Genomic DNA, 22410 nt, shown 5'->3' on the forward strand with positions numbered 1-22410 from the left:
ACGTCATGGTTATCGTGGACGCAAAGGGACGATTGATCTTGACCACATGTTGTCCCTAAGCTGTTTAAAACCGCCCAACCTGAGTGGGTATTCGATAACAATGTAGATCCTGTCGATGTCATCACCTCCTTAGGCGCTGTTTGCCCGATGTACCACGTGGGACAACTGAAGAGATAAGTCTTTGGCTCGCCCTGACTGCAGCACATACCGAAGATCGATATCGCGTTCCCAATGTCGTCCGCCATCTCCTTGTTGAGGAACGTACTCTCCGGTCGATTCGTCGAAAGGGTTGTAGCCGCCCCCTTCAGGCGCGTTCGACAGGCAGCAAACCTGTCCCGGAATGCCCCTTGCCGCTGTCCAGTTTCAAACCCAGAAACCCATGGACATCAACGCCTAAACCAATAGTGCCGGGAGTAAAGCCGGACTCGAATGACGTAATAAACCCTTGGGCCCCATTCCTGCGTGTAGGTTTTGCCTGAAGGCAAAGGTGATCGATAGTCATTGCTGAGGAAGAAGTTTCGACTGAGCACCTCAAGTGAAGAACCTTCCCCAAACCCCAGCGAGGGTTGTGCTGCATCCGATGCCAAGGCTGTTCCACCAGGGGGGCAGATGACCAGAAGAAGCCCGCAAGTGACTTGGAATTCAGTCACTTTTCTTCGCCCTTGAGCGGTAAATAGTGCTTTCGCTGCAACCAGCATGGATATAAGTCTCCGCCTGGCGCTGGCGGTACAAACAGCTCGTTTTAGCTGTGATCAACGAAAGAATATGCTCCCTAAGTGCCCGAATGAATTGTGCCGCACGCTTGCGGTGATTGACGCTTTGGCAAATTCCCTTCCAGGTTCGGTAGAAGAACGCTCCAAGGCAAAACCAAGGCGTGGTGCTTACCGTTCTATTCGTCGCTTGCATGTCCATCGCCTCACTGAAGTCGAAGAAATGGTCGCGCATCTTGTAAAGCCAGAATTGGACAGACGTGCGTTTTTTTGGATGGCTGTGCGGAATTTTTCCAATCTGGGAAGAAAAGGTGTCAGTGGATGCGCCAACAACGTGGTGTTTGACCAGTAGCGCAGCGGAAGGCCCGGTTGAAGTGGCTCTGATCTGTGAAGCCACAGATCAATGCGATCTCAGAAAGCGAGTGGCTGGAATTTCGCAGCAGATCTTTGGCTCTTTCAATACGCAGGGTTCGCAGCCAGCGATAGGGGGGAACACCAACGCTATGGCTGAATGCGCGAGAAAAGTGTGCTCGGGACAAACCACACTCGTGTGCAATGCTCGCAATGCCCATAGAGCCATCGATGTTGGCATTCAACAGCTCTTTAGCCCTTCGGAGTTGCCAGGGCGCGAGTCGACAGTCGAGTCGGTTGGTACTGAATTGCAAAGCACCGTACTTGTTCAGTACATGATACTGCAGGCCAAGAATGACATGATCAACTAAGGGTCGATTGTATTGCTCTGCGCCGCATAGCATCGTTAATAACGAGAAGCTGAGATATTGTACGATCGGATCTGGCGCGCAGAAATCGGGTGCCTCGCGCAAGGTCTCTAGCCTGCTCAAATGCTGGTCGTGAATGATGTCTTCGAAACCTGCTGCGGGCAGGTAAAAGTGCAACGCCTCAAACGGCTCGGGGGTGTTGGCGATCCAATGATGACGTAGGTCATAAATGCTGACGGTTCCGGCCCGATAGGGTGCAGTCGCTAGTGGCGAACCGTCTCTGGTGATGGTGCATAACGTGTCCTGTAATTGCAGCACCACCATAAAAGCAAACTCTTGCGAATCCGTGGCGCAGAGACCATGTCCGTAGGACTGCTGACGTACCCAAGTCGCTGCCGATGATGTGCTGGAAAGAATGTTCGACACGAGACTACTTGTCTCGACATCCCCCATGTATCCAGCCTCCTGGTTAGGTCGACTATTCATAACAACTCGCTCCTAAAAGCGTTTATGCATCTTAAAACCTACTCATTTTCGCTTGGTCATCATCCTAGGATAGTATGAAGCGCAGCAGCGGCCCATGACGTCTATCGTTTCGGGCGGTTCCGCATCTCGATGATTTGACGACCTGAAAAACTCTATTACCAGAGGCTGGGCGATGAGTGTCCCTCGTTGGTCGGAAGGATGGGGGGGAGCGTGTATTGGTATTCCCTGGCTCGTTATGCAGTGGCGAACGAGTTGCCGAACTCATGAGTTTGATCCAGTGATAGTCTCAGCTGGACGTATCTCTGAAAAGTCGTAAGCGGCATATCCTCAGTCATTTTGTAAGGATGCTCTCCCTAGTAGGAAGACGCTTGACTCGTGTTGCCGCCTCCAGGTTGCGGGAGGGATTCCGAGTAACCGGGTGAACACGCGAGTCAGATGGGACTGATCTGAAAAACCGCACTCTTGGGCTATAGATGATATCGGCTTAAATGGCTGAGACAGCATCAGCTCTTGAGCTTTTTCAAAGCGCATCTGCATTAGCCAGGCATGAGGTGCCATACCCGTGGATTGCTTAAATGCTCGGGAGAAGTGACTTCGTGATAGGGCACATTCAGTCGCAATGGCTTGTACGGGCAAATCACCAGCCAAATGCGCGGCGATTATGTCCTTTGCCAACAACACTTGCTTGGATGTCAGCTTGCATTTCTCAGCGATACTGTTCGACGCACCCCGCACATAGCGGCGATAGACATGGTCACACGTGGCCAGAAAAATGTGATCAAGAAACAGCTGATTCGATGCGCTAGACTGATTCAGAATCGGTAGAAGTGCCCGCGCGAGATGATAGAGAGTGTTGTCTTGTCCACCCTGATCGTAGACAAAGCGATCAAAACGCTTCATACCATTTTCCAGTTGAAAATCATCGAATGTTGCGCGTGGGATATTAAAACGCACATTGTCATAGGCGGCCCGATGCTGGCACCTGAGCCCATCGCCCATAAACGGTAACGAAGCACTTGCCTTCTTGTGACCACCGGAGTAAGCCAGCCTCCCACCTCGCCATAATCGATGATCAGCGAAGTCCTCCAACTGAATGATGATTGAAAAACTATCCAGACAAGGCACGTCAAAGACATGATCTTTATCTGGGTTTTGTTGGTGCGTCCTTGTCACGGTGAACTCATCCGTGGTGATTTGAGATATCCATGGTGAGGCCACAAAGGAACCCTTATTGCTATGAGACTTATAGGAGGCCGGTGTTGAGTTGGCGCCAATAGGAAGGCGAAAAGCCGGTACATCGACCGAATACTTTGGTGAAGTGCGAGCTATCGGAAAACCCGCAATCAATAGCGACCTCTGTAATTTTCAATGTGGGATTCATGAGCTGCTTTTTTGCTTTGTCTACGCGCATTTGCAGAAGGTACTGATGTGGGCTCAGTCCGAGACTGAGCTTGAACGCACGGCTGAAATGGCACCTTGAGAAAGAACACTCTCGGGCCAGCTTCTCGACCGAAACGCCATCGACAATATGGGCACTTAACAACTCCTTTGCCCGTCGCTGCTGCCAGGGCGCCAGTCCTCGATGCTTCGAGGATATCGCAACGCTTCTCCGACCATAATTGACAGAAAGGTGTGCCTGCATGGCCATTATGATTTGATCGATAAATAATCGATTGCTCTCATCAGGCTGGTTGAACATTGGCATCACCGCAGAAGCCAAGTGATACATGACGGGATCACACCCGCCGAAGCTGTGCTTCAAATGATCGAAGAGAAAGTCATCGATGGTCGATGTTCTGGTTAAGGGAGTGGATTTATCGGACATCGGACACATGCTCGAGCTTCCTCTCTGTCGGGATACAGGCCCTGATGCTTCTCGTTTTTGAAATCTAGCTTGGTACAAAATTCGAGATTCGCCACAAGGAGAGGTGACCACCCATCCTTTTTTTGGAGCGAAGCTTTTTAGGCAAAAAACCGCTCAAGATCATCCTGGGTACGTCTGCGACTCATTGCGGGCCAAGAGGTAGAAATTTTCTCAGCACAAGTTTTCTAAATTCGCACATGCTTACAATCGCTCCGCTTGAGCACACCGTGAGAATGCACGCTCCCAAACGAATCTGGAGAAGTGTCATGGCAACGGCAAAAGCAGCACCAGGTAAAGGCCTGTTAGATCCTTCCAACCACGCTCTGATCCTGATCGACTTTCAGTCGCAGATGTCCTTTGCAACCAAATCCATAGACGCTGTCACTCTGCGAAATAATGCAGCGTTGATCTCGAAAGCAGCCAAGGAATTCAAGGTTCCGGCGATTCTTACCACGGTCGCCGAAAAAAGCTTTTCAGGCCCGATGTTTGAAGAAATCACCTCGACGTTTCCGGGGCAGGAGCTCATCGATCGAACCAGTATGAACACCTGGGAAGACGAGCGGATTGCCGTGGAAGTGAACAAGATCGGCCGTAATAGAGTTGTTCTTGCCGGCCTCTGGACATCCGTCTGCATCGTAGGGCCTGCGATATCTGCACTTGAACAAGGGTTCGAGGTGTACATCATTTGTGATGCTTGCGGCGACGTTTCGGATGAGGCCCATGAGCGCGCCATCACCCGCATGGTTCAGGCGGGTGCATGTCCAATGACTTCGCTTCAATACCTGCTGGAGTTGCAGCGTGACTGGGCGCGTGGTGAAACCTATAACGAGACAGTGAAAACGTCGATCGCCCATGGTGGCGCGTATGGTCTCGGGCTGATTTACGCCAAAACCATGTTCAACGCATCGGAAGGGCATTGATCTGAATGGCGCCTCATCCCCCAGAGGATGAGGCGCACGCAGGCAAATCGCGTGGTTGGTCGGCTGGTTCAAGCGTGCCTGACGACAAACTCGTCTCGCAGGGCGACGGCAGCCCGGGAGCTCGCAATGAGCATTTACAACGCCAATGAAGTGGCCACTCTGGTCGTCCGACACCGAACCCGGCAGGGCAGTGAAAGCGCCTATGAGGCTTGGCTGCGAAGAACAGTCATCACCGCAAAGGGCTATGAGGGCCATCTGGGAGTGGATGTGTTTCGTAGCAACCATGACGGGATGCATCTCTTCACCAGCGTGTTGCGCTTCTCCGATACCGAGAAGCTTCAAGTATGGCTGGACTCGCAAGACCGTCGGTTGCTGATTGCTGAGGTACAAGAGCTGTTGGCCGATGGCGATCAGCTTGAGATCAGCCAAGGTCGTGAATTCTGGTTCACTCCTGAATCAGGCCAGGTACTACCGCCACCTCGCTGGAAGCAGGCGTGCATCACCTTTTTAGTGATCCTTCCCCTGACGTTGACTATCCCTTTGTGCTGGCGACCATTATTCGAACGCGTTCCCTGGCTTGGAGGCTATTTCCAGAGCAATGTGGTGATCACACTGACCATCGTATTGTTGGTGGTTTACCTGTTCATGCCACGTGTAACCCGCTTGTTCGAGCCTTGGTTGAACGTTCGTAAAAACGGGGGAATTCATGAAAAAAGATGATTCTACCGACAGCCGTCGCAGACGATTTCTTACCGAAAGTTCGATTCTCGGAGGCGTTGGTGCGCTGTGGTGCGCAATACCGTTTTCCGTATCCGTATACGCAGGTTCATCAGCATCGAGTATTCAAGGAGGCACAATGAACGCCGATTTGATCATGGTAAATGGCCGCTTTCACACCGTTGACCGCGAGAAACCCACGGCCAGTGCGGTGGCCATCAAGGATGGGAAATTCATCGCAGTAGGCAGTGATGAGGAAATCATGGCCACACGCGGCAGTGCCACTCAGGTTATTGACTTGAAAAAGCGCACTGTGATTCCCGGATTGAACGACTCCCATCTCCATCTGATTCGAGGTGGGTTGAACTTCAATCTGGAACTGCGTTGGGAAGGGGTTCCCTCGCTGGCAGATGCCTTGCGAATGCTCAAGTCTCAGGCTGATCGTACGCCGGCGCCTCAGTGGGTGAGGGTGGTGGGCGGCTGGACGGAATTCCAGTTTGCCGAGAAACGAATGCCCACGCTGGACGAGCTGAACAAAGCCGCCCCCGAGACACCGGTGTTCGTACTGCACTTGTACGATCGTGCACTCCTGAACCGAGCAGCACTGAAAGTAGTCGGTTACACCCGAGATACGCCCAATCCCCCTGGCGGGGAGATTCAGCGCGATGCCAATGGCGATCCAACCGGCATGCTGATTGCGCGGCCCAACGCGATGATCCTCTATTCGACGCTGGCCAAAGGCCCGACGTTGCCGTTGGAATACCAAGTCAACTCAACGCGTCAGTTTATGCGCGAGCTCAATCGCCTGGGTGTCACCAGTGCTATCGATGCAGGGGGTGGTTTTCAAAACTATCCAGATGACTACAAGGTCATCCGTGAGTTGGCTGAGAAAAATCAATTGAGCGTGCGCATCGCGTACAACCTGTTCACTCAAAAACCCAAGCAGGAACTGGCGGATTTCAAGAACTGGACAAGCATGGTCAAGCCCGGCGATGGCAACGACTTTTTTCGGCACAACGGTGCCGGGGAAATGCTGGTGTTCTCCGCCGCCGATTTCGAGGACTTCCTTGAGCCGCGTCCCGATCTTTCTCAGACCATGGAGCAAGAACTGGAGCCCGTTGTACGCCATCTGGTCGAGCACCGCTGGCCGTTCCGGCTTCATGCGACTTACAACGAATCCATCACACGAATGCTCAACGTTTTCGAGAAGGTCAACAGGGACATTCCCTTCAATAGCCTGCCGTGGTTTTTCGATCACGCCGAAACTATTACCCCAGAGAATATCGAGCGCGTTCGGGCGCTGGGTGGCGGCATCGCCATTCAGGATCGAATGGCGTTTCAGGGCGAATACTTCGTCGAGCGTTATGGCAACAAGGCTGCGCAGCAGACGCCGCCGATTCAACGAATGCTTTCTGAGGGAGTGCCCGTAGGGGCAGGTACTGATGCGACGCGAGTCTCCAGTTATAACCCCTGGACGTCGCTGTACTGGCTCGTCAGTGGTAAAACGGTGGGCGGAATGACGCTCTATCAACAAGGCCTTTCACGGGATACCGCGTTGCAACTGTATACCCACGGCAGTGCTTGGTTCTCGTCGGAGCAGGGCAAGAAGGGGCAGATCAAGGTGGGTCAACTGGCGGACGTCGTTGCCTTGAGCGCCGATTTTTTCAGTGTGGAAGAAGAGGCAATCAAATGGATCGAATCGGTTTTGACGGTGGTGGGTGGCCAGGTCGTTTATGGTGCCGGCGAATTCGATCAGTTGGCACCACCAGCCATTCCCGTCATGCCTGACTGGTCACCTGTCATTCATGTGCCAGGGCATTGGAAATCCACTGCGGTTGTCGCCGCACAGGTGCATCAATGCAGTGGCCCTTGCGCCGTCCATTCGCACCGTCACGAAAGGGCTAGATTGTCCCCGGTGCCGGTCAACGATTTCCAGGGTTTCTGGGGGGCCTTCGGGTGCTCCTGCTTTGCATTCTAGTTGCGCGTGGTGAGCCTGAAGGTGGCCACGATACGTTGCCACCTCGGGTAACGGAGTGGTCGGATATCAGTGGGGTGACTCATCATGCTGAGCAACATGACTATGACGGACGAACATCGCAAATCAGTGATCCTTGATTACTTCAGGGCCTTTGATAATGGCGGGGTTGCCCCGGATGGGCGCAATATCCTGGAACTGTTCGCCGAAGACGCACAGGTTTACTTCCCCAAGTGGGGGATCGCGACGGGGCATACGCAGATCAGTGAAATGTTTGCCGACTTGGGTGAGCGGCTGATTTCAATCACTCATGACTACGCTCATTTCAATTGGGTTTTTTCCGGAACGGATGTCGTTGTCTGTGAGGGCACCAGCCACGGCGAACATGTGGATGGCGCGTGGTGCGCGGGCAATCCGGACTGGGCCGCCGGTTATTGGTGTGATGTGTTTGAAATTCGTGACTGGAAAATCAACCGCTGTTTTATCTATCTAGATCCAGACTATGGAGGACAGGATTCCTTGCGTTATCCATGGCTGGCAAGGCCCGTTTGAGGTCTGTGCAGAATCCATCAATCTGACGTGATTGATCCGCCTGTTTATTGGGGCATTCGAACAAAGTACTAGTCGCTAAAGCGCTCCACGAAACGACGCGAAGGGTCCAGTTCCCCATACCTCCGTTCGCTCTGTATCTCCTTGAAAAATAAAGCCTGCTGAATTTTGGTGCAACAGGCAACCCAGATCGGGGATCCATCGTGAGATGATAGCCAGAGTTTTACGACTCAGCTTGATCAGCTTTGGACGGTGTATAGCAGGTGATACGAGGGTCACCAATTACAGACGCTTGCAAGAAGACGGTAAAGCGGAACTCAAAAAAGAAATCGAATTTGAGACCAAACTGCGCGCTCTCTTCGCTCAGTACGGTTTCAGCTTGAGAGAAGTGATGAACCTGCTTGATCCGCAATCTGTTCGTCGCGCTGGGCGGCAACCACAAGACGTTGAAAGAGTGGAAAGTCAAACATGGGTCTGACACGGTCGAAAGCTGGCTGACCAAGTAAGCTTGGATTGAGTACCAAATAGTCCCGGTAAGGGCCTTTTTGTTGGGCCATGATAGGCAGGAATGTCAGAAGTACCCGGAGTTTTCATCACGGTATCCTCCGATTTTTACTTCGGGCAAGTCGCATCGATCCATTTTGTAGTGAGCGCCGTTAAAACACATAGCTGTTTCGAGCGTACCACGCGAAGACTCGGATAACCCCTAGGAGTAAAGCTTGAAACAGCGGACTTTATTCCGATTGGTGATATGCTCTTTCTCATCGTTAAGTTATTATTATAACTGACTCCTAATGCAGCATGCTAAGATCTCAGGCTATGCGCTGGTGGTAATTGTTGGGAAGTGTATGCATTAATGATTTAGCAGGCTGTATCGCTTGGATTTGATAAGTCAAGTGCTTGTTGTTTTCATGATTATCTTAAGTGATTTTTAGGTTGGAGAGAGGAAATGACATATAAGTGTATCAAGGTGTTAGAGACAGGCGAGGTCTGTGATGGTCAAGTTAGTTTTGGTACTGTGAAACAAAACAGCACGCCCTATACAACTCAAAAAAAAGCCAAAATATTTCAGATGATTTTAGAAGTCAAGGACACGCTTGGTGAATGCCCAAAATGCCATACTTCATACTTTGAGTGGGAGTTGAAATCTTCATGAGACTAACTGGTGAGGATGTAGCGTCAAGCGTCCGGGATGCGTTTAAGGATGAGCTGAAAAAGGGGCTCTCAAAACGACATGAGCTGGGTAAGTACTGTATTGGGGTGTCCACGGGTACTCTGGGTTTATTTGCGACTTTATTGAAAATTGCAGTCGCAAATCCAGTTATTGACATGGTTGCAATTATTTGTTTTGGTGCTTTGCTTGTATCGGTATTTATAAGTTTGTATATGTCTATACCGAATGTTGTACATATTACGCCTGCTCTTAATATTTACGATGATTATAATAAAATAGTGCGATTTACGTCTAAATTGATGTCGTTTTGGACGTTGACTTGGCTGATTGGATTCATTTTTGGAGTGTTTAAGTTATTTAGTTGAGGCGTTCAATATGCGAGAGTTTCTACAGCAAAATAGGCTCATGCCATTTGGTGTTTTTTTTGCCCCGGAAACAGCTGGGTGGCACGACGGGGAGAAAGTTCATGTTAGTTTTGACCATCTTAATAAAGATGCAGTTTTTTATCATGAGCAAGCGCATGAAACTGTTTTCTTGAAGACAGCAGACGGCTTGTTGCTCAGTGTTTTATTTAAGGTTTTAGATTCGCGTAGCCCCGTTGATGCAAAAGTAATTCGCCGGGTCGAGGTGACGGCAGCAAAGATGGTTGAAGCCTCGCTCCGAGCTCATGAAATAACGGCAACGTACATTGGGCTGAAGATGCTCTCACCTGAGGATGCGCTCGCCACGCAAAAGCTCCTTCCTCTGGAGTACAAGAAGTACTACGAGGCGGCTTCGAAGATTATTGATAAATATTTCGGTAGTACTTTTTTTCAGGTGGTTGTTTTCTCGACGGTGGCCCATTTTGCGTTTGGATCAATGTTATTTGAAGCATTCGTTTCACAGAACTGGCCTCGTTACACAAAACTCAAACCAGAATACCAACCAAATTATCGCCTCGATAAACTGCTTCGTTATCTGGGAAATGGAAAAATCAATGAGTTGCGTGCTGTTCTCGATGCGACCGCTGATGCGTTTTTCGAAACCAATAAATTTGAGCGCTGGAATTTGGATTCTGAAAATGATTGGCCCACAGGCCAAGCGCAAGGACACATGTTGGATCGCATTCTCGCAAAGTCAGTGGAAACTTGGTTGGCGCAACAAAATCTTTTCCCATATTTGTCAGGTGAACGAAAAAAAGAGGCTTTGGTACGCCTTAACTCAAGGTGTGAAAAATTCGGTTTCCAGTATGATATTCGCGAAAAAATTTTAAGCGAGATACACGCGGAAGATCTTATTCTTCCAATGGATATCAATAGATTCTTTGATATGTTTTCCGATGGTGATGCGATTGCCGCAGCTGTAAGGCAGGCTGGCTCACTTGTTTCCAATTCTCGGGTTCTTCAATTACCTCACCTGCCGAATCACTTGCTTGAAATTATTCTGGGAGTAAAAGATGCCCAGGAACTGATTGTTGTTGGTGCTGATCCCTACAATTCCGAGGCTAATTGGACAGTTCTGGTCAGAGCCCCCTCAATACAACATACAAATTGTACAGTTGGTGAGCATGGCTATTTAGGGGTTCAAGCTTCGTTAGATGATATAGTGGGGTGGTTAAATTCTTTAGAGACAGGAGAGTGGGTCGGGTCAGAGCCAACGTTGTTTGTGTTGTCCTATGGTTCTAAAAATGAAAAGGCCAACCATGTTGAGCACATAAGTTGGCGATGGCATGATAGAACTGTTTTTTGCCCATTGAATAACTGGTCAGGACTGGTCGATATAGCATTAAGCATGGGAAGTATTGAAGTGACTCAGGTGATGCTCCATATACGTGAAAACGATGCTATGGACGACTCTACTGATGAAACGATAATGGTGCTTAATATTGCTCGTGGCGAACAGCTTCCTGGAAAGTATACTATCCGCTCATTCAGTAAAAATGCTAACCTGGGCATGTTTGTACTCCATAATAACTGGGAAAAACAGGCCGCTTTTATATCTTTAAGCACTGAAGATGCTAGGGATGTGGGGTTCGATATTACGAGTGCTGCTACTGCTTTTGGTTGTATAATGGCTTTCTGGAGTTTTTTTTAAGGTTCTAAATAGGTTGACCTATAAGTCTGATTATTGTTGATAATATGGCCGTCCAGCAATCGACTGTATTTCAGATTAAGATTTTAGAGTTTGGCAAGGACTCGGTCTGGGCAAAGTTGAACACCGATACATCGACGGGACACAAAGGCGGGACGATGTGCAGGCTGGTGAGGGTGCGGAAGTGTTCGATGTCGCTCACCAGTTGGCGCATGCTCATCAGGTTGACGGTGTGCAGGGCTAAAGCGATCAGGCCTCGCGGCGGTTGTGTCAGGGCGCAACTCACGCCCGTTGGAATTACCACAACGTTGGTGGCTCCCAAGGCTACGGCAGTCGAGATTGGTGTATTGCTTGCCACCCCTCCGTCAACCAGAAAAACCGCTCGGCGATTTGTACACACGGGAACACCAGCGGGATGGCAGCACTAGCCACTAACGCCTGCTCAAGTTCGCCACTGGACAGCACGGTCTCGGCACCGCTAAGCAGATCGGTAGTGACGATGTGCAGGGGAAGCGCCGCATCTTCAATGCGGTGAATGGGCAGCGCATGCCCCAGCAGTCGGTGCAAGGCTGCCGGCTGTAGCAGATGGCCACGGCGCTTGATCAGTCCTCTACAGGTATCGAGCCAAGACAGGGGAAAGATGTCGGCTTTACTCAGGCCGCGCCAGAAACCGGCTAGCGCCTCGACGCCCTCGGCATCTGGCCTTGCGGCAAAGTAGGCACTGTTGATGGCGCCTACCGACGCACCTACCACGAAATCGAAGCGAATATCGGCCTCGACCAAGGCCCGCAACATGCCCACCTGGACAGCAACCAAGCTGCCACTGCCAGCAAATACGATTGCAGTTTTGGTTGCCATGCTCAAAGTCTCTATGCAGCACTGCGTCGAATCAGTGTAGCTGACGGATGCGCGTTGTTTTAGGGAGGTACCCACGTGCAAGTCAGGAGTTCCGGAGGGTTCTTAAACAAATCGAAGAGTTAAGAAAGCTGAATTACGGCAAATGGGCATACCTATATCGAAGCACATGTCGGAAATTGGCAAGAACACATAAGGCCGACGTTCAAGCCGATAAGCAGAGAGTTTCGAATAGGCGTTTGTATCCTTTGCTGCGACAGAGCGTTGCTTTTCGGTGGGCTTATTCTTTCCACGGCTACGGGCATAGTGATCTCGACTAAATCGACGCCATAACGGTTGTCGATGAACCGACGACACAGAGGAAATCATGATGTCCGTTAGCACTCAATTGACACCCTTTCGCGTTGAGATCCCACAGGCCGAACTCGATGAGTTGATGCGTCGCCTGAATGGTACCCGCTGGCCGGATCGCGAAACCGTTGGCGACCAGTCCCAAGGGCGCAGCTGGCCAAGGTGCAAGATCTGGTTGCATACTGGCGCACTCAGTACGACTGGCGTCGATTCGAAGCGCGTTTGAATAGCTACCCGCAGTTCAAAACCGAAATTGATGGCTTGGGTATTCACTTCCTGCACATCAAATCCCCCCATGAAAACGCCTTGCCATTGATCATGACTCACGGTTGGCCGGGCTCGATTGTCGAGTTCCTCGATACGATCGATCCATTGGTTAATCCAACCGCCCATGGCGGCGAAGCGAAAGACGCTTTCCACGTGGTGCTGCCGTCGATCCCTGGGTACGGTTTTAGCGACAAGCCCACCACCAAAGGATGGAACCGCACCCGCATCGGCAATGCCTGGCACGAACTGATGCAACGTCTTGGCTACCCTCGCTACGTTGCCCAAGGCGGCGACTGGGGCAGTGTGGTGACTACCGAGATGGGGCGCTTGAAGTTTGATGGTCTGGCGGCGATTCATGTAAACCTGCCCTTTGTTGTCCCCGCCGATTTGCCGGCAGAGTTGAGTGCCGAAGAGCAGGCAGCGCTCGATCAGTGTGTGCTATTTGCTTCAGACGGTATCGCCTATCACGACCTGCAAACGACCCGTCCAGAAACGATTGGCTTCTCTCTGGCGGATTCTCCTGTTGGTCAAGCATCGTGGATCTACGAGAAGCTTGCATCCTGGAGCGACAGCGGCGGTAGTGCCGAGAGCGTTTTATCCTACGATCAGATTCTCGACAACATCATGTTGTACTGGGTGACAAACAGCGGTGCTTCGTCGGCGCGTATGTATGCCGAACATCCAGGCCTTAACTTCGGTGCCGTCCACCTTGATCTGCCGGTCGCTGTCTCCGTGTTCCCAGGAGAGATCTACACTCCGCCAAAAGTTTGGGCTGAGCAGGCGTACAGCAACCTGATCTACTGGAACAAGGCGGAAAAAGGCGGTCACTTCGCAGCGTTTGAACAGCCTGCGATTTTCGTCAATGAAGTGCGAGCGGCGTTCTCCAGCGTCCGTTAATAGGATGGTCGATGATTGTGCGAGGTAGTCGCGCCCCATCAACCTAAGGTTGAATTAGGGCCCGCGTGTTGAGTCTGTAAAACAGAGTCTCTGCACGTCGGGCCCTTTGTCTGCTCTCTGGTTTTGTGATACTGCCCCATCCGAAATGTGCAGGCGGTACTCTCAATCACTCGTATCGGCAGAGCGACGAACTAGCTCAATGGGTGCGCGGACTCTTTCCATTAAGCTCAGCGGCCAACGCCGCCTGGGCACTGGTCGGGCTCCGATGCGCTCCTGATAGAGCACTAGCGCTGGCCAGCGTCCCAAGTCTATTGAGAACCAAGCAAGCCATCTTAGTAACGTGTAGAGATACGCATCCGCCACGGAGAAAGTGTCTCCGAGTAAATACGGCTGCTGGCTTAGGGTTTGGTTGAGTGAGTCAACCCGTCTGAAGAGGCGAGTGAAGATCTGATCGCGCACCTGCTGTGGGATGTCCCGAAAAAGAGGACTCATTGCACAATTCAGCTCGCAAGACAAAAAGCTCAGCCATTCACGCAGACGAATTCGTTGCCAGCTGTCGACCGGAGGTGCCAAGCCTGCTTCTGGTTTGAGGTCGGCTAGAAATTCGAGAATGGTCGAACCTTCCGTCAAAACCTCCCCGTTATCGAGCATCAATGCCGCGATGTATCCGTGAGGATTGATGCTCCAGTAGTTCTCACCTGCAGAGGTGGTTTTGGTGGCGTGGTCAACTTGGATTAAATCAAACGGCAGGTTCAGCTCGCGCAAAAGATATGGGGAGCCATAGAGCAGGCTTCTGGAGTGAAATAGAGCTTCATGGTGGGGCTCTCGTAACACGTGTTTGGACATAAAAGGATAGCTTGCTCACAGAAAATAATGCGCCAGATTTGATCCGTGTTTAGCTCCGGATGTCTCTTGGGAGATCACTATCTTGCTCATGGTGGGCATGCATCGTGCGCACTTGTGGCGGCACGTGAGGGGACGCAAAGCCAGCGACGTTGGCATGCGAAACTGGGTTGCGTGTGCAGATTGTCGCTTTATTGGCAACTGTGTAACAACCACGGCGCTATTTATGCGCCTTTGCCCATGCGGCATAATTTCCCGTAGGTCATGTAGGAGGGTTGAAGATGTTAATTTCAGCAATCAATACCGTCGAAGTCGATGCCGCGCCAAGGCGAGTGGGTGAGGTCTGCACGAAACTCCCTCACATTGTTCGCGCGCTCCTTAGCGGCACAGAGTGTGTGGGCTACGCAATTACCGATAATCGTGGGGCAAAGAACTCCTGGATCGTTAGCGGTTACTGGGAATCTGAAAGTCAGGTGCGTGCACATTTTGATCATCCGGAGCTGGCAGGGTTTATGGATATGTTGAGTGCTGGCATGGCAAGTCGGATTAACTTCAATAGCTTTATTATTAATCCAGTCGAAGATCAGCGTCGCGCAAATTGACGGTACTCTATTCTGCGAGTTAGACATAGGTTCATGTTTGTATCTCTTAAGTTCTCACCGGATCACTGTCGGTAGCACGCCGATTAGCCAAGCTCCAACTTAGCCTGCCGTTAGCAACCCATTGACGCTGTTGCGGCAGAGCTTTCGTGTGCTTCTTTTTTCGCCGTGCCACTAACACGCACGCGACGACAAGGATTACGACAATGGCGTTACGTTATTCGGTCGTGACTAAATGACTCAAGTTTCACTATTTTCGCACTGTGGATCGGGAGCTAAGTGTTGCGTCATGCCTAGCTAAAAAATGGTCATACCTAGCATAGGAGGCCCCACGTACTCCAAATGCGATGTAGGTAGATTTTTACGCCATTGTCTCTTTGGTGGCGACTAACAGTAGAACCGGGCGTTATTTATCAGCTTTCACCATTGCTGCACTATTCACCCATGGGCAGTTTATTACCTGGCTGCCGATAGGTTCACATCTGGGCTGTCGCATATTCTGCGTAGCAAAAGCCGAGCTGAACCGGATCTATTTTTAGAATGGGCGCAGATCAGAGGCAGCGGCGATGTTGACGAAAAACCACATTACCTCCGGTGCTTACCTCGAAAATTTCGGTGAGATGCCAAGAGAGATTTTATGGACGCTTGAGCAAATCGAGCGATCCATGCACGAGACGTTGGCGATTCGTCCTAATGATGGCGATATTTGGGTTTTTGGTTACGGTTCGTTGCTGTGGAATCCACTGCTGAACTTCTCAGGCAAACAACGGGCAACTTTACATGGCTGGCACAGAAGTTTTTGCATGCGAATACTCGCCGGGCGCGCCACGGTGGAAACACCAGGGCGGATGTTGGCGCTAGAGCCGGGCGGCTCTACTCAGGGCGTAGCATTTCGGTTGACTGAAAAAGTCGCACGGGACGAATTAATTCTGTTGTGGGTGCGTGAAATGCCCACTGGTGCCTACCGCCCAGTATGGGCGCCGTTGTCGATGGATGACGGGACTGAAGCCATGGCACTTGTATTTGTGGCAGAGCCCGACCACCCCTTATATGAACAAGATGCGAGTGTTGAGTCAGTTTCAAGGCACATTTCAGAAGCCTCTGGCCCTATGGGTAGCAACGCTGAATATGTGCATAAACTTAACAGTGCTTTGTGTGCAAGCGGTTTTGTTGACGAATATATCGGAGCACTTTCGGCAGGAATAATGCCGTGTACTAATCCTGCCGCAACGAATGTCATGCCGTGAAGCCCCATTTCCTGGGTGAGAGTTTCCTTGCGCCTGGATTTTGTAAGCGGCAGCTCTATGAGGTTTAGCAGGAGTTCGGAGTACTAGTTCGATTACTGCCTTTTTCTAAAGTAACTTAACTTAGTAGGAGAAAAGAAATGATCGCCCATCACAAACGACTTTCCGTTGCGTTGAGTGCGCTCTTAGTGGCCGGCACAGCCGGAATCGCCGTGAAGTATGGCGATCATTTTTCACCGATCGAGGCTGCGCATGCAGCCGAAGCACCGGCAATCCCTAAAGCAGAAGTCGATGTTGCTACCGTTGTCTTCAAACAGGTCAGCGAGTGGCAGAGCTATTCGGGTCGCCTGGAGGCTGTGGGCAAGGTCGACATCCGACCTCTTGTGCCTGGCACCATCGTTGCCGTGTATTTCAAGGACGGGGCCCTGGTCAGCAAAGGTGATCGTTTGTTCACCATCGATCAACGTCCTTATCTGGCCGAAGTGGATCGTGCAGCCGGCCAATTGGCTGCCGCTGAATCCCGGGCTATTTATACCGCCACTGATGCCGCCCGCGCGGGGCGACTTATTGAGTCGAACGCCATTTCCAAGCGCGATCTGGATGAGAAGCAAAATGCTTCGCGCGAAGCGATAGCCAACGTCAAGGTCGCGAAGGCCGCGCTTGACGCTGCCAAGGTCAATCTCTCTTACACCGAAATCACGGCGCCCATCGCGGGTCGTGTCTCTCGCGCGGAGCTGACCGTAGGCAACGTTGTTTCGGCGGGCCCTGCGGCACCGGTGCTGACCAGCCTGGTATCCGTGTCCCCCATCTACGCCTCCTTCGATGTCGATGAGCAGACCTACCTGCGCTATCTGAATCAGGCCTCAACCAAGCCCGCACCGGTATCTCTCGGCCTGGCTGACGAAGCCGGCTACTCGCGCAGCGGTGTGGTCGATTCCATCGATAACCAGCTCGACACCCAGTCGGGAACGATTCGAGTTCGTGCGCGTATCGACAACGCCAATGGCGCTCTCCTGCCAGGCCTGTACGCACGTATCAAGGTAGGCGGCGGCAAACCAACTGACGCCGTGCTCGTGGATGATTCGGCCATCGGAACTGACCAAGCGAAGAAATTTGTGCTGGTGGTTCGCCAAGGTGATGTTGTCGAGTATCGCGAAGTCACGCTGGGCAATCTGCACGAGGGGCTGCGCATTATCACCTCTGGTTTGAAGGCGGGCGATCGTGTGGTCGTCAGCGGTGTGCAGCGTGTACGTCCTAACGACACCGTCCGTGCCAACTCCGTTGAAATGGCGAACATCGGCCGTGCTGCCAAGCCTTCGGCTTAACGAGAGAACATCATCATGAATATCTCTAAATTCTTTATCGACCGGCCAATCTTCGCAGGCGTGTTGTCGGTGGTGGTTGTGTTGGCGGGGCTGATTGCCCTGACCAAACTGCCTACAGCCGAGTACCCGGAAGTGGTGCCGCCGTCGGTAGTGGTTCGCGCTGAATACCCTGGCGCCAACCCGAAAGTCATTGCTGAAACTGTAGCTTCGCCGATCGAAGAGCAGATCAACGGCGTAGAAGACATGCTCTACATGCAGTCGCTGGCCAACAGCGATGGCAAGTTGACCACCACCGTAACCTTCAAGCTCGGTACCGACCCGGACAAGGCTCAGCAGTTCGTTCAGAACCGCGTGGCCCAGGCGTTGCCGCGCCTGCCGGAGGACGTGCAGCGTCTAGGCGTGACCACGATCAAGTCCTCGCCAACTCTGACCATGGGCGTGAGCATCCTCTCGCCTAATCAGCGCTACGACCTGACCTACCTGCGCAACTATGCCCTGATCAACGTCAAGGATCGCCTTGCGCGTATCCCAGGCGTCGGGGAAGTTGTGATGTGGGGCGCGGGCGACTACTCGATGCGCATCTGGCTCGATCCACAAAAAGTCGCGCGTCTGAACCTGACTGCCACTGATGTAGTCAGCGCCATTCGTGAGCAGAACGTGCAAGTTGCCGCCGGTATCGTTGGCGGTGCGCCAATGCTGACTAATGTGCCGATGCAACTGAGCGTAAACGCTCAGGGCCGTTTGAAGACCGAGCAGGAATTTCGCGACATCATTCTCAAGACCAGCGGCGGGGCGATCACTCGCCTGTCCGATGTCGCTCGTGTGGAGATGGCTGCTTCCGAGTACACGCTGCGGGCGATGCTGGACAACAAGCCCGCTATTCAGATGATCATCTTCCAGCAACCGAACGCGAACTCGTTGCAGATTTCCGACGACGTGCGCAAGGTCATGGAGGAGATCAAGCAGGACATGCCTGACGGTGTCGACTACGGCATCAAATACGACCCGACCCAATTTGTGCGGGACAGTATTCATGCGGTAATCCAGACCCTGCTCGAAGCCATCGCCCTCGTGGTGCTGGTTGTGATCGTGTTCCTGCAAACCTGGCGTGCTTCGCTGATTCCGCTGCTGGCCGTGCCGGTGTCGATCATTGGTACCTTCGCGTTGCTGCTCGGATTTGGCTACACCATTAACGCCCTGTCCCTTTTCGGCATGGTGTTGGCGATCGGTATCGTGGTGGACGACGCCATCGTGGTGGTGGAAAACGTCGAGCGTAATATTGCTGATGGGCTTTCACCTCGCGATGCGACCTACAAGGCCATGCAGGAGGTGAGCGGGCCGATTATCGCCATCGCGTTGACCCTCGTGGCGGTGTTCGTACCATTGGCCTTCATGTCCGGCCTGACCGGCCAGTTCTACCAACAGTTCGCGATGACCATTGCGATCTCGACCGTGATCTCGGCGTTCAACTCGCTGACCTTGTCGCCAGCCTTGTCCGCCATTCTGCTCAAAGGGCACGACGAGCCAAAAGACCGTCTGACCCGGATTATGGACGCGCTGTTTGGTCGCTTCTTCAACGTCTTCAACCGCGTGTTCAACCGGGGTTCGCAAAGCTACGGCAACGGTGTACGCCGTGTGGTAAACCGCAAGCTCGTGATGCTAGTGATCTACGGCATTCTGTTGGGCGGTGCGGTGTGGATGGGCAAGATTGTTCCTGGTGGTTTCGTACCGGCGCAAGACAAAGACTACGTGGTGGCTATCGCGCAACTGCCAAGTGGCGCTACGTTGGATCGTACCGAAAAAGTCGTGCGTGAAATGGGCGATATCGCCCTGGCCATTCCAGGCGTGAAGAACCTGCCGCAGTTCCCGGGGTTGTCGGTCAGCCTGGCTAACTCGCCAAGCAGTGCCTTGGTGTTCCCTGTACTTGAACCATCGAAGTATCGCTCCAAAGAAGAATCCGCCTCGGCCATCGTTGCACAGTTGAATGCCAAATATGCCGGGATCAAGGACGCTGCCATTGCGGTATTCCCACCACCGCCAGTAGCGGGTCTGGGTACGGTTGGTGGTTTTAAACTGATGATTGAAGATCGAGGTGCACTGGGTCTGGAGGCGCTGAACAAAGCAACCCAGGACTTCTTGGCCGCCGCTGCGAAAGCTCCTGAACTGGGCCCAGCGTTCTCGATGTTCCAGATCAACATGCCTCAATTGAATGTCGATTTGGATCGGGTCAAGGCCAAGCAATTGGGTGTGTCGGTGACTGATGTATTCGACACCCTGCAGATCTATCTGGGCTCGATGTACGTCAATGACTTCAACGCATTCGGTCGCGTGTATCAAGTGCGGGCTCAAGCTGATGCACCGTTCCGTGCAACTGCTGAAAGCATTGGTTTGCTCAAAACCCGTAACGACAAAGGCGAGATGGTTCCGCTGTCCTCGCTGATCAAAGTGACCACCACCTACGGCCCAGAAATGGTTACCCGCTACAACGGTTATACCGCGGCCGATATCAACGGTGGCCCTGCGCCTGGTTACTCGTCCGGGCAGGCTCAAGCGGCTGTTGATCGCATTGCCAAAGAAGTATTTCCACGTGGCATCAAGTACGAGTGGACTGACCTGACCTATCAACAGGTGCTCGCTGGCAACGCGGCAATGTGGGTGTTCCCAATCAGCGTGCTGTTGGTGTTCCTGGTGTTGGCTGCCCTGTACGAAAGCTTGACCCTGCCATTGGCAATCATCCTGATCGTGCCGATGAGCATTCTCTCTGCGTTGGCGGGTGTTTGGCTGACCAATGGCGACAACAACATCTTCACCCAGATTGGTTTGATGGTGTTGGTGGGGCTATCGGCGAAGAACGCCATTCTGATTGTCGAGTTTGCTCGTGAGCTGGAAATGCAAGGCCGTACCATTGTGCAAGCCGCGATCGAAGCCAGTCGGCTGCGTCTGCGTCCGATTCTGATGACGTCGATCGCCTTCATCATGGGTGTCGTGCCACTGGTGTTCTCCACCGGTGCAGGTTCCGAGATGCGCCAGGCCATGGGTGTCGCGGTGTTCTTCGGCATGCTGGGCGTGACCCTGTTCGGCTTGATGCTGACCCCAGTGTTCTACGTTCTGCTGCGCAAACTGTCGGGTGTCGAGCACCTGGTGGACAAGCACGGCAAACACCCGCACTTGGGCGCCGACCTTAACTCCAGTTTCGACATTAGCCCGGATCACACTTCGCACTTTGACGGTGGTCATCACACTCAGACATCAGCTCGCGTGCCTGAACCCGCGTTCCTGAAGTAAGGAGAACGACATGAAAGTGTTTGCAATGAATCGGATGCTTTTGGGTTCAATGTGGCTAGCGACGATGTTAGTGACAGCAGGCTGCTCCCTTGCGCCGACCTACGAAAAACCTGATGTTTCGGCGCCTCAGGCTTACAAGGAGGAAAAGGCCCAATCTCCACTGACGCCCGCAGAAGCGGGCAGCTGGAAAAATGCTGAGCCGTCGGAAGAATTCGCAAGGGGCGAGTGGTGGCGGGTGTTCAATGACACTACCCTGAATCACCTTGAGAGCCAGGCCCAAGATGCCAACCAGAATCTGGTCGCTGCGGCGGCCCGATTGAAGGAGGCGAGGGCGCTGAATCAGTCTGCGCGTTCGGCCTTGTTCCCGACGGTAGACGCCGGTTTTGGCCCAACCCGTCAACGCGTTTCACCCGCCTCGCAGTTCCAGTCAGACAGTGGGCAGGGTGCCAGCCAAACGATGTGGCGTGCACAGACCGGGATCTCATATGAGGTCGATATGTTCGGTCGCGTGTCCAACACGGTCGATGCGGCGGATGCGGAAACTCAACGCAGCGAAGCCTTGTTCCACTCGGTGTTGTTGGCGTTGCAGGCAGATGTTGCACAAAACTATTTCGCGTTGCGTGAATTGAATGCGGAAATTGAGGTGTACAACCATGCGATCGAGCTCCGCGAGCAAGCGCTGAAGCTGGTGCAGCAGCAATATACCCTGGGCGATATCAGTGAGTTGGATGTTGCGCGTGCCGAGTCCGAGTTGGCGACAGCCCGCTCGGACGCCATGACTGTACAGCGCCTGCGCGCAGCATCGGAGCACAGCCTCGCGGTGTTGCTGGGCAAGACGCCGGCAGAGTTTTCGATGGCGGCCAATCCATTGCAGCCAGTAAATCTGCGGATCCCGGCAGGGTTGCCATCGTCGCTGTTGGAGCGTCGCCCGGACATCGCAGCAGCTGAGCGTTCGATGGCTGCGGCCAATGCTCGAATTGGTGTTGCAAAAGCAGCGTTCTTCCCTTCGTTGACGCTGACAGGCAATGCTGGCTTTGAGTCCGGTTCGCTAAGCAACCTGTTCAGATGGAGCAGCCGCACCTTCCTGCTCGGCCCGTTAGCCGGCACGGCGCTGAGCCTTCCGATCTTCGACGGTGGTCTGCGCAAAGGCAACCTGGCAAAAGCGCGGGCTGAGTACGAGGAAGATGTAGCCAATTATCGCCAGCAGGTGTTGGTGGCGTTCCGTGAGGTAGAAGACAACCTCTCTGATCTGCGGGTGCTGGAAGAGCAAACCCGTACTCAGTCACAAGCGGTGGATGCTTCCGGCCGAGCCGCTAAAGTGGCGCGAGCACAGTACACCGAAGGGGATGTTATTTACCTGTCGGTCATCGATGCCGAACGTACGGCTTTGCAATCACGTCGCGCTGCGGTGCAATTGCAAGGTGCGCAGGCGGCGGCCACTGTGAATCTGATCCGCGCATTGGGTGGTGGCTGGGGTAATGCCTCGCCAGTGAAGTCCCAGGAGGTCACGCGGCGGTAACAGGTCGCGGTGACGAAGGCAGCGCCAATTAGAAACAAAAA

16 protein-coding genes and 5 pseudogenes are annotated in these 22410 nt (G+C 52.8%); 15 read left to right on the forward strand and 6 right to left on the reverse strand.

The window, feature by feature from the left end; genetic code table 11:
* Nucleotides 1-9: 9 nt before the first annotated feature.
* A pseudogene (locus tag ACRER8_RS23150) lies at nucleotides 10-698 on the reverse strand (OprD family outer membrane porin).
* On the opposite strand from ACRER8_RS23150, the gene ACRER8_RS23155 reads away from it, so the two are divergent.
* Nucleotides 697-1062: a hypothetical protein gene (locus ACRER8_RS23155; RefSeq protein WP_431748513.1), complete on the forward strand. Its 366-nt coding sequence runs from the start codon at nucleotides 697-699 to the stop codon at nucleotides 1060-1062. The pseudogene ACRER8_RS23150 and the gene ACRER8_RS23155 overlap by 2 nt on opposite strands.
* Here the strand turns inward: ACRER8_RS23155 and ACRER8_RS23160 are convergent.
* The 3 genes from ACRER8_RS23160 to ACRER8_RS23170 all read right to left on the reverse strand — a co-directional run bounded on the left by ACRER8_RS23160 (nucleotide 1025) and on the right by ACRER8_RS23170 (nucleotide 3740).
* On the reverse strand, nucleotides 1025-1882 hold the full coding sequence (locus tag ACRER8_RS23160; RefSeq protein ID WP_431748514.1) for a helix-turn-helix domain-containing protein: 858 nt from the start codon (nucleotides 1880-1882) through the stop codon (nucleotides 1025-1027). The two genes, ACRER8_RS23155 and ACRER8_RS23160, sit on opposite strands and share 38 nt — an antisense overlap.
* Nucleotides 1883-2242: 360 nt before the next feature.
* Complete coding sequence (locus ACRER8_RS23165) at nucleotides 2243-3133, reverse strand: helix-turn-helix domain-containing protein (protein WP_431748515.1); 891 nt, start codon at nucleotides 3131-3133, stop codon at nucleotides 2243-2245.
* A gap of 25 nt (nucleotides 3134-3158) precedes the next feature.
* Nucleotides 3159-3740, reverse strand: coding sequence for a helix-turn-helix domain-containing protein (locus ACRER8_RS23170; RefSeq protein ID WP_431748516.1), 582 nt, complete (start codon nucleotides 3738-3740; stop codon nucleotides 3159-3161).
* 305 nt (nucleotides 3741-4045) lie between these two features.
* Here ACRER8_RS23170 and ACRER8_RS23175 point away from each other — a divergent pair, with 305 nt between their 5' ends.
* The 7 genes and pseudogenes from ACRER8_RS23175 to ACRER8_RS23205 all read left to right on the forward strand — a co-directional run bounded on the left by ACRER8_RS23175 (nucleotide 4046) and on the right by ACRER8_RS23205 (nucleotide 11187).
* Entirely contained in the window at nucleotides 4046-4699 is a 654-nt protein-coding gene (locus ACRER8_RS23175; protein WP_431748517.1) for a hydrolase, read from the forward strand.
* A gap of 126 nt (nucleotides 4700-4825) precedes the next feature.
* Complete coding sequence (locus tag ACRER8_RS23180) at nucleotides 4826-5419, forward strand: antibiotic biosynthesis monooxygenase (protein ID WP_431748518.1); 594 nt, start codon at nucleotides 4826-4828, stop codon at nucleotides 5417-5419.
* 136 nt (nucleotides 5420-5555) lie between these two features.
* Entirely contained in the window at nucleotides 5556-7394 is a 1839-nt protein-coding gene (locus tag ACRER8_RS23185) for an amidohydrolase (protein WP_431748519.1), read from the forward strand.
* An 84-nt stretch (nucleotides 7395-7478) separates the two neighbouring features.
* A complete protein-coding gene (locus tag ACRER8_RS23190) occupies nucleotides 7479-7943 on the forward strand; it encodes a nuclear transport factor 2 family protein (RefSeq protein WP_431748520.1) in 465 nt (154 codons plus the stop codon).
* A 205-nt stretch (nucleotides 7944-8148) separates the two neighbouring features.
* Nucleotides 8149-8446 (forward strand): annotated as a pseudogene (locus ACRER8_RS23195) (hypothetical protein).
* 646 nt (nucleotides 8447-9092) lie between these two features.
* Nucleotides 9093-9479, forward strand: coding sequence for a hypothetical protein (locus ACRER8_RS23200; RefSeq protein ID WP_431748521.1), 387 nt, complete (start codon nucleotides 9093-9095; stop codon nucleotides 9477-9479).
* Between the two features lie 10 nt (nucleotides 9480-9489).
* The gene (locus tag ACRER8_RS23205) at nucleotides 9490-11187 is read left to right on the forward strand and encodes a hypothetical protein (RefSeq protein WP_431748522.1); all 1698 of its coding nucleotides are present in this window, start codon (nucleotides 9490-9492) and stop codon (nucleotides 11185-11187) included.
* A gap of 94 nt (nucleotides 11188-11281) precedes the next feature.
* Here ACRER8_RS23205 and ACRER8_RS23210 read toward each other — a convergent pair.
* A pseudogene (locus tag ACRER8_RS23210) lies at nucleotides 11282-12042 on the reverse strand (patatin-like phospholipase family protein); the annotation flags it as partial.
* Nucleotides 12043-12475: 433 nt separating this feature from the next.
* On the opposite strand from ACRER8_RS23210, the pseudogene ACRER8_RS23215 reads away from it, so the two are divergent.
* Nucleotides 12476-12684 (forward strand): annotated as a pseudogene (locus tag ACRER8_RS23215) (epoxide hydrolase N-terminal domain-containing protein); the annotation flags it as partial.
* 24 nt (nucleotides 12685-12708) lie between these two features.
* A complete protein-coding gene (locus ACRER8_RS23220) occupies nucleotides 12709-13554 on the forward strand; it encodes an alpha/beta hydrolase (RefSeq protein ID WP_431748546.1) in 846 nt (281 codons plus the stop codon).
* Nucleotides 13555-13750: 196 nt separating this feature from the next.
* Here the strand turns inward: ACRER8_RS23220 and ACRER8_RS23225 are convergent.
* Nucleotides 13751-14369 (reverse strand): annotated as a pseudogene (locus tag ACRER8_RS23225) (glutathione binding-like protein).
* 309 nt (nucleotides 14370-14678) lie between these two features.
* Here ACRER8_RS23225 and ACRER8_RS23230 point away from each other — a divergent pair.
* From ACRER8_RS23230 to ACRER8_RS23250, 5 genes are all read left to right on the forward strand, one after another.
* The gene (locus tag ACRER8_RS23230; RefSeq protein ID WP_431748523.1) at nucleotides 14679-14999 is read left to right on the forward strand and encodes an antibiotic biosynthesis monooxygenase; all 321 of its coding nucleotides are present in this window, start codon (nucleotides 14679-14681) and stop codon (nucleotides 14997-14999) included.
* A gap of 563 nt (nucleotides 15000-15562) precedes the next feature.
* On the forward strand, nucleotides 15563-16243 hold the full coding sequence (locus ACRER8_RS23235) for a gamma-glutamylcyclotransferase (RefSeq protein ID WP_431748524.1): 681 nt from the start codon (nucleotides 15563-15565) through the stop codon (nucleotides 16241-16243).
* A 137-nt stretch (nucleotides 16244-16380) separates the two neighbouring features.
* On the forward strand, nucleotides 16381-17565 hold the full coding sequence (locus ACRER8_RS23240) for an efflux RND transporter periplasmic adaptor subunit (protein ID WP_431748525.1): 1185 nt from the start codon (nucleotides 16381-16383) through the stop codon (nucleotides 17563-17565).
* Between the two features lie 15 nt (nucleotides 17566-17580).
* Nucleotides 17581-20850: an efflux RND transporter permease subunit gene (locus tag ACRER8_RS23245; protein WP_431748526.1), complete on the forward strand. Its 3270-nt coding sequence runs from the start codon at nucleotides 17581-17583 to the stop codon at nucleotides 20848-20850.
* A 10-nt stretch (nucleotides 20851-20860) separates the two neighbouring features.
* The gene (locus tag ACRER8_RS23250; protein WP_431748527.1) at nucleotides 20861-22369 is read left to right on the forward strand and encodes an efflux transporter outer membrane subunit; all 1509 of its coding nucleotides are present in this window, start codon (nucleotides 20861-20863) and stop codon (nucleotides 22367-22369) included.
* Nucleotides 22370-22410: the final 41 nt, after the last annotated feature.

Origin of the sequence: Pseudomonas sp. (assembly GCF_050739935.1) — a bacterium.
Classification (GTDB): Bacteria; Pseudomonadota; Gammaproteobacteria; order Pseudomonadales; family Pseudomonadaceae; genus Aquipseudomonas.

Bases quoted from the DNA above. Each gene is read 5' to 3' on its own strand.
- ACRER8_RS23155 (WP_431748513.1), top strand. From the start codon at position 697: ATGGATATAAGTCTCCGCCTGGCGCTGGCGGTACAAACAGCTCGTTTT.
- ACRER8_RS23160 (WP_431748514.1), bottom strand. From the start codon at position 1,882: ATGGGGGATGTCGAGACAAGTAGTCTCGTGTCGAACATTCTTTCCAGC.
- ACRER8_RS23170 (WP_431748516.1), bottom strand. From the start codon at position 3,740: ATGTCCGATAAATCCACTCCCTTAACCAGAACATCGACCATCGATGAC.
- ACRER8_RS23175 (WP_431748517.1), top strand. From the start codon at position 4,046: ATGGCAACGGCAAAAGCAGCACCAGGTAAAGGCCTGTTAGATCCTTCC.
- ACRER8_RS23180 (WP_431748518.1), top strand. From the start codon at position 4,826: ATGAGCATTTACAACGCCAATGAAGTGGCCACTCTGGTCGTCCGACAC.
- ACRER8_RS23185 (WP_431748519.1), top strand. From the start codon at position 5,556: ATGAACGCCGATTTGATCATGGTAAATGGCCGCTTTCACACCGTTGAC.
- ACRER8_RS23190 (WP_431748520.1), top strand. From the start codon at position 7,479: ATGCTGAGCAACATGACTATGACGGACGAACATCGCAAATCAGTGATC.
- ACRER8_RS23200 (WP_431748521.1), top strand. From the start codon at position 9,093: ATGAGACTAACTGGTGAGGATGTAGCGTCAAGCGTCCGGGATGCGTTT.
- ACRER8_RS23205 (WP_431748522.1), top strand. From the start codon at position 9,490: ATGCGAGAGTTTCTACAGCAAAATAGGCTCATGCCATTTGGTGTTTTT.
- ACRER8_RS23220 (WP_431748546.1), top strand. From the start codon at position 12,709: ATGACTCACGGTTGGCCGGGCTCGATTGTCGAGTTCCTCGATACGATC.
- ACRER8_RS23230 (WP_431748523.1), top strand. From the start codon at position 14,679: ATGTTAATTTCAGCAATCAATACCGTCGAAGTCGATGCCGCGCCAAGG.
- ACRER8_RS23235 (WP_431748524.1), top strand. From the start codon at position 15,563: ATGTTGACGAAAAACCACATTACCTCCGGTGCTTACCTCGAAAATTTC.
- ACRER8_RS23240 (WP_431748525.1), top strand. From the start codon at position 16,381: ATGATCGCCCATCACAAACGACTTTCCGTTGCGTTGAGTGCGCTCTTA.
- ACRER8_RS23245 (WP_431748526.1), top strand. From the start codon at position 17,581: ATGAATATCTCTAAATTCTTTATCGACCGGCCAATCTTCGCAGGCGTG.
- ACRER8_RS23250 (WP_431748527.1), top strand. From the start codon at position 20,861: ATGAAAGTGTTTGCAATGAATCGGATGCTTTTGGGTTCAATGTGGCTA.